This is a genomic window from Pseudomonas sp. S2_C11, from assembly GCF_054668395.1.
The window spans coordinates 2,325,542-2,339,511 of the sequence record NZ_CP162765.1 but is presented as its reverse complement, the minus strand read 5'-3'; the positions used below and the strand labels follow the sequence as shown (position 1 = coordinate 2,339,511).

The following is a 13,970-nucleotide window of genomic DNA, read 5'->3' as shown; positions in this document are numbered from 1 at the left end:
GTGCCCTCCACGTGGGTGAAGGACCGGGGTGGATCAGTCGCGCGGCACCGTTGTCGGATTCGGCCAGAAGCAGACACTTAAAAGCTCAACGATCAGGTTCTCATGTCATGAAATCATCCGGCTGCCGTACCATCGGCACATCGACAAAACGGAGGTTGATATGGGAAATGGTCAGGGCAAAAGGGTCGTTGTCATTGGTGCAGGCATCGTTGGCGCGTCATTGGCGTATCACTTGGCAGGTAAAGGCGCGAATGTCACTTTGGTAGAAGCTGAAGATATATCTTCGGGAGTGACTGGCAGCTCATTCGCTTGGCTCAATACCTCACACCCCGAACCCGACCCAATCGCGCAACTGCGCGGTTCTGCCATCAAGGAGTACCGCCGACTCGAAACGCAGCTGCCTGGTCTGGAGGTAAGATGGACAGGCGCCTTGTCTTACAGTGCGATGGCGATTGAGGCGCTGCCAGTCTCAGGTCACCAGGCTTCGGCAAACCTGGTGTCTCGATCGCAGATCCTCGACTTGGAACCAAATCTCAAGAACCCTCCCCAGTCTGCTCTGTATGCGGCTGAAGAAGGAGCGCTGGACGCAGTGGCAGCTACGCATGCGTTGATCGCAGGTGCGCAGGCATATGGGGCGAAGATTCTCACTCAGACGCGAGTGCTCGGTTTTGTAACCCAGACCGCAACGGTGACAGGAATCGAAACAACCAAAGGCGTCATCGATGCCGATATTGTCGTATTGGCAGCCGGGGCAGGCATCACGAAACTGACAGACATGCTTGGAGTGTCCCTGCCAATAGAGGCCTCGCCTGCCATTTTCATCCGTTACAAGTCACAACCCAACCTCGTACACACCCTCATATCCAGCCCTGAAATGGAAGTGCGGCAAAGTTCGGATGGTGCGTTGTTCGCGGCGGAAGATTATCTGAACATGGAAGTGCGGCAAAGTTCGGATGGTGCGTTGTTCGCGGCGGAAGATTATCTGAACGATGCCGTGGAAAATCAGCCGGCAGCGATAGCGCTTCGCACGGCCAAGACAATCCAGAACGAACTCCATGGTGTCGTTTCCATAGAACCGGAACGGGCTTGTGTCGGCCTCAGGCCCATGCCTGCCGATGGCATCCCCATCATCGGTTATCTCCCCAATGTAGGTGGCGTCTACGTTTGTGCGATGCACCCTGGAATTACTTTGGCGGCGATAGTGGGACGTCTGGCCAGCGAGGAGATCATCGATGACAAGGTATCCAGTGCCCTTTGCCCATGCCGGCCTGATCGATTTTTGCAAGCGGAGGGAAGCCTCTTGTGAGGCAGAAATCGGCCAAGAGCAGACGTTCGAACCTAAGATAATGCGATGAAGGGAAAAACTAGAATGACAGCACCTCTGACCAGTAACGCAGCAACCCAGCCTGGGCCTATTACCGGGATCGGCGCGTCAGCCTGAACTGTGGCCAACTGTCCAAGAAACCAGGGGCGTCATTTCGCCCGAAACAGACACTACGCGCGACGCATTTGCCTGATGGCCCAACGCCTGAGTAGAATGCGATTAATTATCAATCATGTATGTCCCGGGATGCCGATGCGTAGCGACGAAACACTAGGTACTGCAGATCCAGGGCTGCTCTATCGCACCCACTTCTCGTGGTTACAGGGCTGGCTGATTCGGCGCATCGGCTGTCGCGACAACGCCGCAGATCTGGCGCAGGACACTTTCGTCCGTGTGCTCAAACACCGTCATCAGTCCGGCGCCCTGCGCGAACCACGTGCTTATTTGAGCAGCATTGCCCGAGGGTTGATGATTGATCAGTATCGTCGTCGCGAACTCGAACGCGCCTACCTGGAAAGCATCACGTTGCTGCCGCAACACGAGGTTCCCTCGGAAGAAAACCGGCTGATGATTCTTGATGCGCTCGAGCGCATAGACCGTCTGCTCGACTCGCTTAAACCAAGAGTACGCCAGGCGTTTTTATTTGCCCGACTCGACGGTCTGACCTGCGCGCAAATCGCCGAAAAGCTCGGTGTTTCCCGCGCGACGGTGGAGCGCGATCTGGCCACGGCCCTGCAACATTGCTATCGCTTGCGTTATGTCGAGGCCTGAGCCCGAGGCGCTGGATCCGGCCATTGTCGAGCAGGCAATCCAATGGCTGGTGCGCCTTCGCTTCAATCAAGCCGATGAACAGACACAGCGCACGTTCGAGCAATGGCTGCAGCAGCGCCCGGAGCATGGATTGGCGTGGCAGCGTGTGGAAACGCTTGGCGATGAATTTGAAGGCGTGCCAGCTCAGCTGGCTCGACAAACCCTTAAGGGCGCCCAACATGGAATGCGCCGGCGGGAAAGCCTGAAGCTGCTGGGCGTATTGGCGACGGTCGGCACGGCAGCCTGGCTCGGCAGTGACTACACCCCCCTGCCCTCCATGCTTGCACAACAGCGCAGCAGCACCGGCGAGCAACGACGTTTCCAACTCGATGATGGCAGCCTAATCCAGCTCAATAGCGACAGCGCCGTCGACAGCGATTTCGACGCCCAGCGACGCCTGATCATCCTGCGCCGTGGTGAAATCATCGTGAATGTCGGTGCGGATCAACACTCGCCGCAAGCGCGGCCGTTGTGGGTGCAATCACGCGACGGGATCATGCGAGCCCACAGCTCGCGCTTTCTGGTCCGCGAGCGTGACGACGGCACACTGGTCGCAGCTCAGGAAGGATCAGTCACGGTTTTCCCCGGTTCCGGCCAAGCGTCTGCGAGCCACAACGTCCTGGCAGGAAACCAACTGCTGTTCACCTCAAGTGACGCCCGAACGTTCAGGGACAACGGCCTTGATCTATGGGGTTGGGGTGACGGAGTGATCAGTGCGAACCATATGCGCCTTGGAGACTTCATCGCAGAGTTGTCGCGTTATCGCCCAGGAGTCCTGCGCTGCGCCGAAGAGGTCGCTGATCGTCGCGTTTCCGGCACTTTCCAGCTCGCCGACAACGATCGGGTCCTGGCATTGATCGCGCAGTCACTGCGCCTGCACATTGATTACCGAACCCGTTATTGGGTCACCGTAACCGCTGCCACCTGACTCCACCCGAATATTTTTTCGCTACCTGAAAAATAATGAGGTGGTTTCTCATTCTCGTTCGACCTGTAAGGAAGGCCGGAATACAGGCCAGTCTGCCGATGTCCTTTCTTGGAGCGAGAAAATGAGTTCGTCCCCGGTTTCACAGCGCCATCCATTAAGTCGTGCCATGCACGGTGCGATCCTGGGTTTGATCGTGAGCAGCTACGCATTGCCATCGCTGGCGCAAACCTCGGGCGCTGATCACAGCAATCAAGTCAAACAGTGGAATATCGCCCCCGGCCCACTGGCGCCAGCGCTTGACCGTTTTGCGCGCGAAGCTGGCATCAGCCTCTCTTTCGACGCGTCGAGTGTGGCGAACCGCACCACGGCTGGCGTGAATGGCACGCTCGATACATCGGCAGCGCTGTCATCCTTGCTCCAGGGCAGCGAATTGCAGATCGAACAGCAAGGTCCAAATGCTTACCTGCTGACCCCTCAAGCAAAAACCGCCGGCCCGCTGGAGCTCGACGCAACGGCCGTCGAGGATTACCGCCTCGCCCCGCTCATCATCAATGCCAAGGTTCGGGTCAGTGCCGACGACGACGCCAACTCGGTGGTTGCCAAGGAACTCTGGGTGGGCGGCAAGGTGGCAACCAGCATTCTCAATACACCGGCATCGGTGTCGGTGGTGACCAACAAGGAAATGCAGCAGCGCAGCGTCAGCACCACGGAAGAAGCGCTGCAATATACGCCGGGCGTGGTCAGTGACTTTTATGGTACGGATGATCGCAACGACTATTTCCAGATCCGCGGCTTCCAGGCCACCACCTACCGTGACGGCTTGACCCTCAGCTCAATGCGCGGCGTACGCGAAGACCCATTCGCCTATGAGCGCATCGAGATTCTGCGGGGCGCCAACTCCACCCTGTTTGGCCCTGCGGACCCGGGCGGTTCGGTAAATTTCGTGACCAAACAGCCGCGCTTCGAGAAGTTTGGCCAAGGCTATGTGACCTACGGTTCGTTTGACCATGTCGAGACCGGCATCGATGTCGGCGATGCGCTGAACGACGAAAAAACCCTGGCCGGCCGCTTTACTGCCAAAGGCCAGAACAGCGACCGCGAGTACGATCATTCGCAGGACGACAACCAGTTGTTTATGGGTGGCCTCACCTGGGCACCGACGGATTACACGTCGGCTACGATGATTCTGGATTACCTGAAAACCGAAAGTTCGCCCAACAGCGGCGGCTATCCGCTGGATCGGGAATACGACCGCAGCAAGTTTTATGGCGAGCCCAGCTACAACTTCCACGATGTCGAGCGCACCAGCCTCAGCGGTAACGTCACCCATGATTTCGACAACGGTTTCGTGCTGCGCAGCAATCTGCGTTACAGCAAGTTGACCGATGATTTCGGCTACGTGTACCTCAGCGACAGCGCCGCGCGTGTCGGTACCACCGTTGATCGATACCTGTTTGGCACCGACACCGAAGCTGACCAGTTCAACGGCAATCTGATGCTGCAATACGATGCCCGCTTCGAGAACATCGACAGCAGCAGCCTGGTGGGCGTGGAGTATCTCGATTCGACCACCAAGGAAAGCTCGGTCTACGCCCTGACAACCCCGATCGATATTGCCAACCCTGTGTTTACTGGCGTTCCACGCTCAATCGCGCCGTATGCCGTCAACAAGCGAGAGGCGACCACCAAGGCCGTCTTCCTTCAGCAGAACCTGTCGTTCTACGAGCGTTTCATCGTCACCGGAGGCGTGCGCAACGACTCGATGGACCTGACCAGCAAAGGCTTGCAATCCACTGAAAAAGACAACTTCTCCGAAACCTCCTACCGAGGTGCGTTGACCTATATCGTCAACGATGAGGTGTCCACCTACGTGAGCATGGTCGAATCCGTCTCGCCGCCGCAGGTTGGCGTGACACCGCAGACAGGCAGGCAGTACGAAGTGGGCGTGAAGTATGCGCCGATGGGAATGGATGCACTGTTCTCCGCCGCCGTGTATGACCTGACCCAGGAAAACGTCACCATCGCCGTGGTGCTGCCGAGCGGCATCATCGAGCAGCAGACAGTGGGCGAATCGCGGGCGCGTGGCCTCGACCTGGAGGCCAAGGCGCAGGTGACGCAAAACCTGAGCCTGATCGGTGGTTATTCCTACATGGAGTCCGAGGTACTGCGCGGTTCGTTGTACGACGGCAGCTCGCTGAAGGGTAACGAATTCGCCACGGCACCCAAGCATTCAGCTTCGCTGTGGAGTTACTACGACGTACCCGCCACTGATGTCAGCGTGGGCCTGGGTGCGCGCTACGTCGGCGCTTATTACTTCGATGCAGCCAACTCCGGCAAAAGCGATGGCACTACCCTGTTCGACGCCGCCTTCAACTACAAGATCGCCAAGGGCACCGACCTGGCGGTGAACGTCAGCAACCTGCTGGATGAGCAGCACGTGGTCGGCTCCGGCACCGCGAACTTCTACAACCCGGGCCGCGAGATTACCGCCAAGCTGAGCTACAACTGGTAAGCAGACGGGTCAGCGTTTTCCCCACACAGAAAACGGTGCCCGCGTTACCGCGGGCACCTTCGACTTGGTTGTTAGCCGCCGACCTCACGCAAAATTCTCTCAAGCTCAGGACGGGTCCACCTCTCCCAAGGGAATACCTCCCGGTCATCGCCGCTGTGCCAATACTCGCCCGCATCAAATGCCTGATAGATCGAAAATGCCGGCTCGGGCATCTCTGCGTACAAGGACAGATCGACGATATCGCTGATGACAATATTCATCACCTCATCACAGTAGTGAAAATCGCGGCCGCCGGTGATAAACAGTCTTGCCACTGAGATCGCCAACTGATTGAGAAGATCGCGGCTGTCGATCTGCAGGTGCTCACACATAACATTTAATTCGGTGTTTGGGGCTTTCTCAATCATCCCCAGTACGTAATCAAGCTCGGCATCACTAAGACCTGTGGCCATATGATCAAAGTACTCGTGAGTTCGGTTTTGCGATGGATTCAGGACAAGCCTGTTAGAAAACATGTTGGCAGATTTGCTGTTAAGCGACAGCTATGGTTCGAAAGCAGCTTCTGATTGGGTGGTCCCGTTTTCCCCCGGGGCTTATTCGGCAGAGGTCGACTTGGACTGTCATCAGATAAACGTGACAAAGCGGGTATCGAGACCCGCGCTCACTGGCGCTAGCGAATTGAGATAGTACACAAACACAAGGGTGGCCGCTTTTGGGTATTTGGCGATCCGTGACACGGAGATCGGCCAGAAGCGGCCAGTCAGTATCGATGAGATACGTTGGATGATTCCATTTTCAAATGAGCCGCGGGCAATACCCAGGTTGATCTACGCTTGAATGAAATCACGCGGAGAAACCGATCATGTCCCTCGCTCCCGGAAGTCTATTGGCCCTGGCTTTGGGTGTCTGCTTTTGCCCATCCGTGCTCGGACAAGGGGCAGCAGACAGCGATTCTCCGCTGGCGATACTGCCCTTGGCATCCGAGAGTGCGCCGAGACTCATTGCCTACCCGCCGCTTGCCGAGCCGCTCGCCCGTGGAGTGGTCATCATCCAGTTTCGAACAGAGCACGCCAGGATCATGCCGGTATTTGGCAAGGTGGCTGCGCAGGTATCACCACGCTTAGGTCACCTTCACGTGACCGTCGATGACTGGAAAGGTACGTGGGCGCACACCAGTGAAGACCCGATTATCCTGGTCGGGCTAACGCCCGGTCCTCACAAGGTTCTCTTGGAAGTGGCCGACCCGACGCACCAGATCATCACCAGTACGACAGTGAGTTTTACAGTACCGGAGAATAAACCGACGGACGCTCCCCGTACTGACGATCATCACGCGGTAAAACCATGACCGCCGTGCTATCACCGTAACAGGCAACAATCGGCGTCTCTGCCAGCGATTGACTGGCTCAATATCTCCAGAAGACCGGGGTCACGAGCACCAACACCGTCAGGATTTCCAACCTGCCTAGCAGCATGCCAACGGTGAGTAGCCATTTGGCCGCATCCGGCAGTGACGAGAAATTACCTGCCGGCCCGATGATTGTGCCCAGGCCGGGGCCGACGTTACACACCGCCGTAGCGGCACCGCTCAGAGCGGTAATCCAATCAAGCCCGATCAGTGCCAGGCCCAAAGCGATGGCGGCAATCGTGATGGTGAAAAAAAACGAGAAGGTCAGCAGCGAACGGACGATCTCCTCGTCGATGGGATGGCCGTTGTATTTTTTCTGAATCACGGCCCGAGGGTGAATCAACTGCTTCAAGCTGCTGACCAGAAGCGCGGCAGCCACCTGAAAACGGAAGATTTTCAGCCCGCCTGCCGTTGAGCCGGAGCAGCCACCGACGAAGGTCAGATAGAAAAACAGCAACACAGCGAAGCTGCCCCACAAGGTGTAGTCGCCAACCGCAATTCCGGTGGTCGTGACGACCGAGGTCACATTGACCGCCACGATACGAAACGCGTCCCACCATCCGTAGTCGCTGTGAAAATACAGCCAGGTACCTACTGCCAACGATGTGACGAGCAGGAATCCAATAAACCCGCGTACCTGGTGGTCCCTGATCAGCGCACGCCGATTGCCCCGACAGGTTGCGACGTACAAGGTGAATGGCAGGCTGCCCAGGATCATGATGACTACCGCCACCCAGTGGATTGCTGGCTGCTCCCAGTGCCCGAGGGAGGAGTCCGACGTCGAGAACCCGCCGGTAGAGATCAACGACATTGCGTGGTTGATCGCTTCGAATGGGGTCATTCCTGCGAGCCAGAGCGCCAAAGTGCCGATACCCGTCAGGCCCAGATAGAGCAAAAGAATGTACTTGGCTGCGACATGAGAACGTGGTGTCACTTTCTCCGACCAGTCCGAGGACTCTGTCTGGAAAAGACGCATGCCGCCGACTCGCAAGAGCGGAAGAATCGCGACAGCCATGCCGATAAAACCGATGCCGCCTAACCAATGCAGCATGGAACGCCAGATCAACAAGCCGGGAGAGGCGCTATCCAGACCGGTGAGTACCGTCGAGCCAGTGGTGGTGATGCCCGACATCGTTTCAAAGAATGCATCGGTGTAGCTGATATCGCTGATGAAAACCATGGGTAACGCTGCGAAGGCGCACACAACAACCCAGCTCGCGGTAGTCAGCAGGTACATGTCCCTGGGCCGAAGATTGCCGGTCTCCGGACGCCCTCGCACGATCAACAGCAGACCACAGATGAAGGTAATCAGACTCGACCAGAGAAAGGCCGACAGATCGTCGCTACGCTCATGGACCACCAGCGTGAACATGGGTATAGCCATGCTTACCGCCAGGGTGATCAGAAAAATACCCAAGATGAAGCCGATAAGCCGAATTGCTGCGAGGGACATCACGATAGCGTTCCAAATTAGCGCCGCGCAGTATCGGATGCCCTCAATAAAGACTGCGTAAATTCTCCGTAAAATTTTGACCTGCAATCAGTCAGGCTGCGGGAGTCAAAGCGTGGCTATGAGTCAATTACAGGCCTTCGCAACAGGCCGGAAACGGCAGAAGCCGCCAGTGCCAGCCCTCTTCGCATCAAACGAGTCCCGGCCTGACGCTGCATGTTGCGCGTAAAATCTGGCTGCAGCATGCAGCGCCGTGCAAACGGGAGTTGATCTGCGCTGATCGCTCATCAGGAGGAAACGAGTTTCTCGTAATCAGAGAAGGGCTTGAGCGCGCAGTACTGCACGTGTAGCAGATTCCCTTTGACGTAAGGCAGCGCCTCGATGTAATCACGCGCCTCTTCGAAGGTGACGGACTCCAGTTCAAACGCGGCACCGGGACCATCGGCCAGCCCATGAACTGCGCGCACGATACCGCCAGCGAAGCCTTGCCAAACGTGCACTACCTCCGGTTTCGCCAGCCGCTTGAAGTCTTCTGCCGCTCCATCAGCACGGCGAGTCAGAATCACGAAGGTTTTCATGTCACCTCCTCCGTTTTCAGCTGCTTGCGCTGGATTGTTTCACCATAAGCAACGTGCGCCATTATGCCGCTCTGGCCCACGGCCACATTCGGTTTAAGCTCATTGCGGGGAGTGTAGTCCCCACCGTTTTGGGGCCGGAAGGGTATTGGCGCATCTGTGAACAAATCCTCGAGTCGGGTGCGCCAAGCCTCTTTAGCTGCGACGGCATCTGCGGCGGTCAAGTTGCCAGTGCCGTATATGGCGAACGTCGGCAGCACATCGAACCCAGGAAAGTAGAGCGAGCCGTGCGTGATCGGAAACAGCAATTGCTCGAGTGGTCCGTTGATGCCGCGCGGCGAGTAGTCTTCTGCGGGGCCGCCGACAGCGACTGACAACATGGCCCGCTTGCCTTTGAAAGCGCCGTCACCATAGCGGTAGGCGTTGCCAGCGTCCTTGTAGCCGTGGGCGAGTCCGGCTGCCCAGACGCGATCTATCCATCCCTTCATGATGGCAGGCATGCCGTACCACCAGAGCGGAAACTGGAAGATGACTACGTCTGCCGCTAGAACCTTGTCTTGCTCCGCCGCCACGTCAGGGCTTTGGCTGCGATGACGATAGGCGTGGGCGGACTCTGCTCCGAACGAGAGCCGCTGAGGGTTGGCCCGCTGAGGAAAGTCGTGCTCGTCGAATATCGCTTTCCAGCCCATGGCGTATAGATCGGATTGCAGGACCTCGTGTCCTTGCGCAGTCAAGCATTCAACAGACACATCCACCAGTTGCCGCGTTAGCGACGAAGGCTCGGGATGGGCATAGATGATCAGTACTTTTTTCGACATGAAGGACGGCTCCGCTGTGATTTCGAAGGAGTGTCGCGGGGCTCGGGCCATCTGTGAAATCGCAAAATTTTGCTGCTAACATAAGATCGATGGATACCAGACGCCTTGATCTAAATCTGCTTGTGACGTTGGAGGCCCTTCTCATTGAGCAGAACGTGACCCGGGCTGCCGCTCGTCTGCATTTGAGCCAGCCAGCAGTCAGCGCTCAGTTGAGCCGTCTGCGCGACGTCTTCAACGACCCTCTTCTGATCCCCGCGCAGCGTGGAATGACGCCCACCGTCAAAGCCTTGGAGCTGCTCGTGCCGCTTCGCCAGGCACTTGACCAGGTAAGGGCGACCGTCACTACTCATCTGAATTTCGAGCCCGCGACGGCGAGCCTGACGGTATCAATCGCCTGCACGGATTACGTGCAGGCGGTTTTGATCAAACATCTCGTTGTCGCCATGCGACGCGAAGCGCCGGGTGTCCGCATCGCACTGCGCGTCCTGGACGTACCACAGCTGGAGCTGCAGATGACCCGCGGCGAGGTGGATCTGGCCGTGATAAACATGAACGGGGTTCCGCCCGCACTGCACTCGCAACACCTCTATGATGAGAGTTACGTGCTGATCGGGCGTCGTGGGCATCCAAGCCTGCGCGCGGGCCTGACCGTGGATGAGTTCGCGCAGCTGGAACATGTCGTGGTGTCACTGCGCGGCGGAGGCTTCTCTACCTCGGTGGATCACGCCTTGGTAGCGCACGGGCTGCGGCGTAACGTCGTTCATTCAGCGTCGTCATTTCTTCCAGTACCGGAGTTGGTCGCGCAGTCGGATTGTGTGGCCCTGGTTCCAAGTCGTCTTGTAGACGGTCGCAGCGAGCAACTGCTGTGCGTAGCCCCTCCCTTGCCGGTGGAAGGTTTTGCGATTGGCTTGTTCTGGCATGAGCGGTCGGATGGGCACGCCGGCTTCAAATGGGTACGTGAGTTCATCACTCGCGTGGCCGATTCTCGTGCATCCGATTATGGCAACCCAAGAACTCTGACAACCTTAAAACCCGTCCAGACAAGCTAGCGTGTCGAGTACTCGATAGGTCAAAGGCTCGCTGGTTGGCTCGCTCTTGCAAGCTCGCTGAGGCAATAAATTTCCATCCATCTACGTATGGCCGATTATGGTTTTATCGGCATACCTGAATGACTGTTTTTGGCCGGAAGCTGCCTCCCAGGCAGCGAACCGTGAATGGTCACTCGTCAAACAAGGTCCAGCCATGGCAAATGCCGGCAAAGTCTTTTGCCGTAAAAAATAATGTCAGTTCCTTTGGGTCAAATTCTTTGTAGAGCCAATGCCCAGGAATGGGGCCTCTCGTTATCGCGTATTCCAAGCGGTATTTTTGAACAGGTCCAAAACCGATGGAGCGTGAGTTCAACTCAAACCTGTCACCTCTGTTGAGCGCCCATAGCTTTTCAACAAGGCAGTCATCAAGCACCACCTCTCCCGCTACCTCAATGAGATACTTTGAATGAAGTTTCTGTTGAAGCCTAATGCTTCTGGCCATGCATCAACCTACCTATGAATAGTCCGAGCATCGACGCAATAATACTTGAACATGATGACGAGCGCTTTGGGTTGAAAAAAGTTCGCTGGGCGTACGCTCTGGCCGATAGCTGCCATCCGCCACCGGCAGCTATGAGCTGAGACGCCCGCACATCGGCGCCACGCAAGCCGCTCACCAAACCTGACCCCAGGTTTGTCCTGCCTGAAATCCCAAACCCGCACAAAAAAATCACCGATTCATTGTCAGTTGATTTTTTTCGGCCTATCTTGAATAAAACCTATACAGCCAACCTGTATGCGTACAACCTTTTCACCCGACTGTGTCCTTAACCCGCACCGCCACGAGTAACCCGAATGAGCCCACTACTAGCCAGCCATTACCGTGAAATCCTCGTTGGCGTCGGTGAGAACCCGGAACGCGAGGGTTTGCTGGACACGCCCCAGCGCGCCGCCAAGGCGATGCAATACCTGTGCAACGGTTACGCGATGAGCCTGGAAGACGTCACCAACGGTGCGCTGTTCGAGTCGCAGGGCGATGAGATGGTGATCGTCAGCGACATCGAGCTCTATTCGCTGTGTGAGCACCATATGCTGCCGTTTATCGGCAAGGCGCATGTGGCGTATATCCCCACTGGCCGGGTGTTGGGGCTTTCGAAGGTGGCGCGGGTGGTCGACATGTTCGCGCGGCGCCTGCAGATCCAGGAAAACCTTACTCGGCAGATTGCTCAGGCGATCCAGCAGATCACCGATGCTGCCGGTGTCGCGGTGGTTATTGAAGCCAGGCACATGTGCATGATGATGCGCGGTGTCGAGAAGCAGAATTCGATCATGACCTCCTCGGTCATGCTCGGTGCCTTTCGCGACAGCTCGACGACGCGGCAGGAATTTCTCCAGCTCATCGGCCGGCGCTAGGCCTATACACAGCCTGTTAACTGTACAAGCACAAGGAGTAGGAAGATGACCCGATTTCTGCTGCTGTTAGGACTGGCGCTCAGCATTGCAAGCTGCGGCAGTGTCGATGTTGCTCGTTATGCGGATCAGCAACCGGCATTGAGTCTGGAGCAGTTCTTCAGCCAGCCCGTCAAAGCCTGGGGGATGTTTCAGAAACGCAACGGCGAAGTGGTCAAGCGTTTCGAGGTTGATATCGCCAGCCGTCGTGAAGGTGAAAACCTGATCCTCGACGAGCGCTTCCGTTACAGCGACGGCACCCGTGAACGCCGAGTCTGGACCCTCACTCCCGGGGGCAATGGTCAGTGGAGCGGTCGCGCGCATGATGTGGTCGGAGTTGCTCAGGGCCAGATCGCAGGCAACACCTTCCACTGGCGTTATCGCCTGAACCTGCCAGTTGATGATTCGACCTACGAGATGAGCATGGACGACTGGATGTACCTGGTCGACGAAGACACGTTGATCAACCGCACCCGTATGTCCAAGTGGGGTTTCGAAGTCGGTCAGGTGACGGTGTTCTTCCGGCGCCAGAACGCTGGGGCGAACCCATGAGGAGTGGGTTGACCCTGACCTCGTTCGGCGACGGTTATCGCGCCTTGGTGATCGGCGCCAGTGGCGCCCTCGGCACGGCGTTTTGCCAACATTTGAAACAGGATCCACGTTGCGCCAGCGTCCGTGCGCTGGGACGCCAGACTGTGCCGAAGCTCGACCTCGAGCAACCCGAAACGATCGCCAGCGCCGCCGCTGAACTGGCAGGCGAAGCGCCCTTTCACCTGATCATTCACGCAGCCGGCCTCCTCCATCGTGACCGGATCAAGCCGGAAAAAAGCTACAGCGCGATCGACGCCGAGTCGCTGCAGGCCGTGTTCCAGGTCAACACACTGGGGCCGGCATTGCTGCTGCGCGACTTTCTGCCGTTGCTTGCGCCTCAAGGCGCGATGGCGATGCTGTCGGCAAAAGTCGGCAGCATCGGCGACAACCGTTTGGGCGGCTGGTACGCCTATCGCGCCTCCAAGGCTGCGCTGAACATGCTGATCAAGACCGCCGCCATCGAGCTTTCGCGCACGCGCCCGCAGAGTCGCTTGCTCAGTCTGCACCCGGGCACAGTAGTGTCGCCGTTGTCGCAACCTTTTCGCGGAGCCTCGAGCGCCCGCCCGGCAGACATTGCCGCCGGGCAATTACTGACTCTGATTGACACGCTAACGCCGGCCGACAGCGGCCATTTCTTCGCCTACGATGGAGAACGCCTGCCCTGGTAGGCAAGGAGTGAAGCATGAATCTGCAAACCCTCACCGAACGTGCGGCCAACAGTGAAGTTCGCGAACTGGAGCTGCTGTCACTTGAAGGTGGATTTTATCTGGCGCGGATTCGCCTGGATCAAGGCCAGTTCACCTTGCTCGATGACGCGGCCAAGCCAATGCACCTGCGTTCGATCACCCACCTGCGCGACTTGCTACAAACCGTGCCGGCGTTTCCCTGCGTACTGGTGCAACAATGCGTGCACGACGAAATGTGCGGCCGGGATTCAGGGCCGGTTGAAGAGCTGCGCATTCCGTTTTCGCTGACCACGCCTTTATGAGGCTCAAGCGCGGCGAGCACTGAATGGCAGGCTGATAAGGCGCGCGTCGCCCACCGGCGACGCATTTATCGAACCCCTGCCCCGTCCAC

The 13,970-nt window shown here is 57.5% G+C and carries 15 protein-coding genes; 10 read left to right on the top strand and 5 right to left on the bottom strand.

What is annotated here, in order from left to right:
• Positions 1 to 160: 160 nt before the first annotated feature.
• From AB4N48_RS10570 to AB4N48_RS10555, 4 genes are all read left to right on the top strand, one after another.
• Entirely contained in the window at positions 161 to 1,306 is a 1,146-nt protein-coding gene (locus AB4N48_RS10570; RefSeq protein ID WP_460095556.1) for an NAD(P)/FAD-dependent oxidoreductase, read from the top strand.
• A gap of 270 nt (positions 1,307 to 1,576) precedes the next feature.
• Entirely contained in the window at positions 1,577 to 2,095 is a 519-nt protein-coding gene (locus AB4N48_RS10565; protein ID WP_252886218.1) for a sigma-70 family RNA polymerase sigma factor, read from the top strand.
• Positions 2,082 to 3,062, top strand: coding sequence for a FecR domain-containing protein (locus tag AB4N48_RS10560; protein WP_305380806.1), 981 nt, complete (start codon positions 2,082 to 2,084; stop codon positions 3,060 to 3,062). Before AB4N48_RS10565 ends, AB4N48_RS10560 begins: the two co-directional genes overlap by 14 nt.
• A 121-nt stretch (positions 3,063 to 3,183) precedes the next feature.
• Positions 3,184 to 5,574, top strand: coding sequence for a TonB-dependent siderophore receptor (locus AB4N48_RS10555; RefSeq protein ID WP_252867628.1), 2,391 nt, complete (start codon positions 3,184 to 3,186; stop codon positions 5,572 to 5,574).
• Between the two features lie 71 nt (positions 5,575 to 5,645).
• On the opposite strand, the gene AB4N48_RS10550 is transcribed toward AB4N48_RS10555, so the two are convergent.
• Complete coding sequence (locus AB4N48_RS10550) at positions 5,646 to 6,026, bottom strand: hypothetical protein (RefSeq protein ID WP_122507382.1); 381 nt, start codon at positions 6,024 to 6,026, stop codon at positions 5,646 to 5,648.
• Between the two features lie 410 nt (positions 6,027 to 6,436).
• Between AB4N48_RS10550 and AB4N48_RS10545 the strand changes: the two genes are divergently transcribed.
• Complete coding sequence (locus AB4N48_RS10545; RefSeq protein WP_252867629.1) at positions 6,437 to 6,922, top strand: DUF6130 family protein; 486 nt, start codon at positions 6,437 to 6,439, stop codon at positions 6,920 to 6,922.
• Positions 6,923 to 6,980: 58 nt separating this feature from the next.
• Here the strand turns inward: AB4N48_RS10545 and AB4N48_RS10540 are convergent, their stop codons facing one another.
• The 3 genes from AB4N48_RS10540 to AB4N48_RS10530 all read right to left on the bottom strand — a co-directional run bounded on the left by AB4N48_RS10540 (position 6,981) and on the right by AB4N48_RS10530 (position 9,825).
• Entirely contained in the window at positions 6,981 to 8,435 is a 1,455-nt protein-coding gene (locus AB4N48_RS10540; RefSeq protein ID WP_150742190.1) for a TrkH family potassium uptake protein, read from the bottom strand.
• Positions 8,436 to 8,719: 284 nt separating this feature from the next.
• A complete protein-coding gene (locus AB4N48_RS10535) occupies positions 8,720 to 9,010 on the bottom strand; it encodes a hypothetical protein (protein ID WP_122706234.1) in 291 nt (96 codons plus the stop codon).
• Positions 9,007 to 9,825, bottom strand: coding sequence for an NAD(P)H-dependent oxidoreductase (locus AB4N48_RS10530; protein ID WP_252867631.1), 819 nt, complete (start codon positions 9,823 to 9,825; stop codon positions 9,007 to 9,009). The genes AB4N48_RS10535 and AB4N48_RS10530 overlap by 4 nt, the downstream gene beginning before the upstream one ends.
• An 89-nt stretch (positions 9,826 to 9,914) precedes the next feature.
• Here AB4N48_RS10530 and AB4N48_RS10525 point away from each other — a divergent pair, with 89 nt between their 5' ends.
• On the top strand, positions 9,915 to 10,874 hold the full coding sequence (locus tag AB4N48_RS10525) for a LysR family transcriptional regulator (RefSeq protein WP_050977893.1): 960 nt from the start codon (positions 9,915 to 9,917) through the stop codon (positions 10,872 to 10,874).
• A gap of 169 nt (positions 10,875 to 11,043) precedes the next feature.
• Here the strand turns inward: AB4N48_RS10525 and AB4N48_RS10520 are convergent, their stop codons facing one another.
• Positions 11,044 to 11,355 (bottom strand): hypothetical protein, encoded by a 312-nt coding sequence (locus tag AB4N48_RS10520; protein WP_130927275.1) that lies wholly within the window; start codon positions 11,353 to 11,355, stop codon positions 11,044 to 11,046.
• 353 nt (positions 11,356 to 11,708) lie between these two features.
• Between AB4N48_RS10520 and folE the strand changes: the two genes are divergently transcribed.
• The 4 genes from folE to AB4N48_RS10500 are packed head-to-tail and all read left to right on the top strand — an operon-like array spanning position 11,709 to position 13,881.
• Positions 11,709 to 12,266, top strand: a complete 558-nt coding sequence (gene folE / locus AB4N48_RS10515) for a GTP cyclohydrolase I FolE (protein ID WP_136493318.1) — start codon at positions 11,709 to 11,711, stop codon at positions 12,264 to 12,266.
• Positions 12,267 to 12,311: 45 nt separating this feature from the next.
• Positions 12,312 to 12,854: a DUF3833 domain-containing protein gene (locus tag AB4N48_RS10510; RefSeq protein ID WP_122746185.1), complete on the top strand. Its 543-nt coding sequence runs from the start codon at positions 12,312 to 12,314 to the stop codon at positions 12,852 to 12,854.
• Positions 12,851 to 13,561 (top strand): SDR family oxidoreductase, encoded by a 711-nt coding sequence (locus AB4N48_RS10505; RefSeq protein WP_406229146.1) that lies wholly within the window; start codon positions 12,851 to 12,853, stop codon positions 13,559 to 13,561. Before AB4N48_RS10510 ends, AB4N48_RS10505 begins: the two co-directional genes overlap by 4 nt.
• A 14-nt stretch (positions 13,562 to 13,575) precedes the next feature.
• The gene (locus AB4N48_RS10500; protein ID WP_252878214.1) at positions 13,576 to 13,881 is read left to right on the top strand and encodes a DUF6482 family protein; all 306 of its coding nucleotides are present in this window, start codon (positions 13,576 to 13,578) and stop codon (positions 13,879 to 13,881) included.
• Positions 13,882 to 13,970: the final 89 nt, after the last annotated feature.

What these genes read in the sequence shown, in the direction of transcription:
- AB4N48_RS10560 (WP_305380806.1), top strand. Translation starts at nt 2,082, where the DNA reads ATGTCGAGGCCTGAGCCCGAGGCGCTGGATCCGGCCATTGTCGAGCAG.
- AB4N48_RS10555 (WP_252867628.1), top strand. Translation starts at nt 3,184, where the DNA reads ATGAGTTCGTCCCCGGTTTCACAGCGCCATCCATTAAGTCGTGCCATG.
- AB4N48_RS10540 (WP_150742190.1), bottom strand. Translation starts at nt 8,435, where the DNA reads ATGTCCCTCGCAGCAATTCGGCTTATCGGCTTCATCTTGGGTATTTTT.
- AB4N48_RS10520 (WP_130927275.1), bottom strand. Translation starts at nt 11,355, where the DNA reads ATGGCCAGAAGCATTAGGCTTCAACAGAAACTTCATTCAAAGTATCTC.
- AB4N48_RS10500 (WP_252878214.1), top strand. Translation starts at nt 13,576, where the DNA reads ATGAATCTGCAAACCCTCACCGAACGTGCGGCCAACAGTGAAGTTCGC.
- AB4N48_RS10535 (WP_122706234.1), bottom strand. Translation starts at nt 9,010, where the DNA reads ATGAAAACCTTCGTGATTCTGACTCGCCGTGCTGATGGAGCGGCAGAA.
- AB4N48_RS10525 (WP_050977893.1), top strand. Translation starts at nt 9,915, where the DNA reads ATGGATACCAGACGCCTTGATCTAAATCTGCTTGTGACGTTGGAGGCC.
- AB4N48_RS10510 (WP_122746185.1), top strand. Translation starts at nt 12,312, where the DNA reads ATGACCCGATTTCTGCTGCTGTTAGGACTGGCGCTCAGCATTGCAAGC.
- AB4N48_RS10530 (WP_252867631.1), bottom strand. Translation starts at nt 9,825, where the DNA reads ATGTCGAAAAAAGTACTGATCATCTATGCCCATCCCGAGCCTTCGTCG.
- AB4N48_RS10545 (WP_252867629.1), top strand. Translation starts at nt 6,437, where the DNA reads ATGTCCCTCGCTCCCGGAAGTCTATTGGCCCTGGCTTTGGGTGTCTGC.
- folE (WP_136493318.1), top strand. Translation starts at nt 11,709, where the DNA reads ATGAGCCCACTACTAGCCAGCCATTACCGTGAAATCCTCGTTGGCGTC.
- AB4N48_RS10570 (WP_460095556.1), top strand. Translation starts at nt 161, where the DNA reads ATGGGAAATGGTCAGGGCAAAAGGGTCGTTGTCATTGGTGCAGGCATC.
- AB4N48_RS10565 (WP_252886218.1), top strand. Translation starts at nt 1,577, where the DNA reads ATGCGTAGCGACGAAACACTAGGTACTGCAGATCCAGGGCTGCTCTAT.
- AB4N48_RS10550 (WP_122507382.1), bottom strand. Translation starts at nt 6,026, where the DNA reads ATGGCCACAGGTCTTAGTGATGCCGAGCTTGATTACGTACTGGGGATG.
- AB4N48_RS10505 (WP_406229146.1), top strand. Translation starts at nt 12,851, where the DNA reads ATGAGGAGTGGGTTGACCCTGACCTCGTTCGGCGACGGTTATCGCGCC.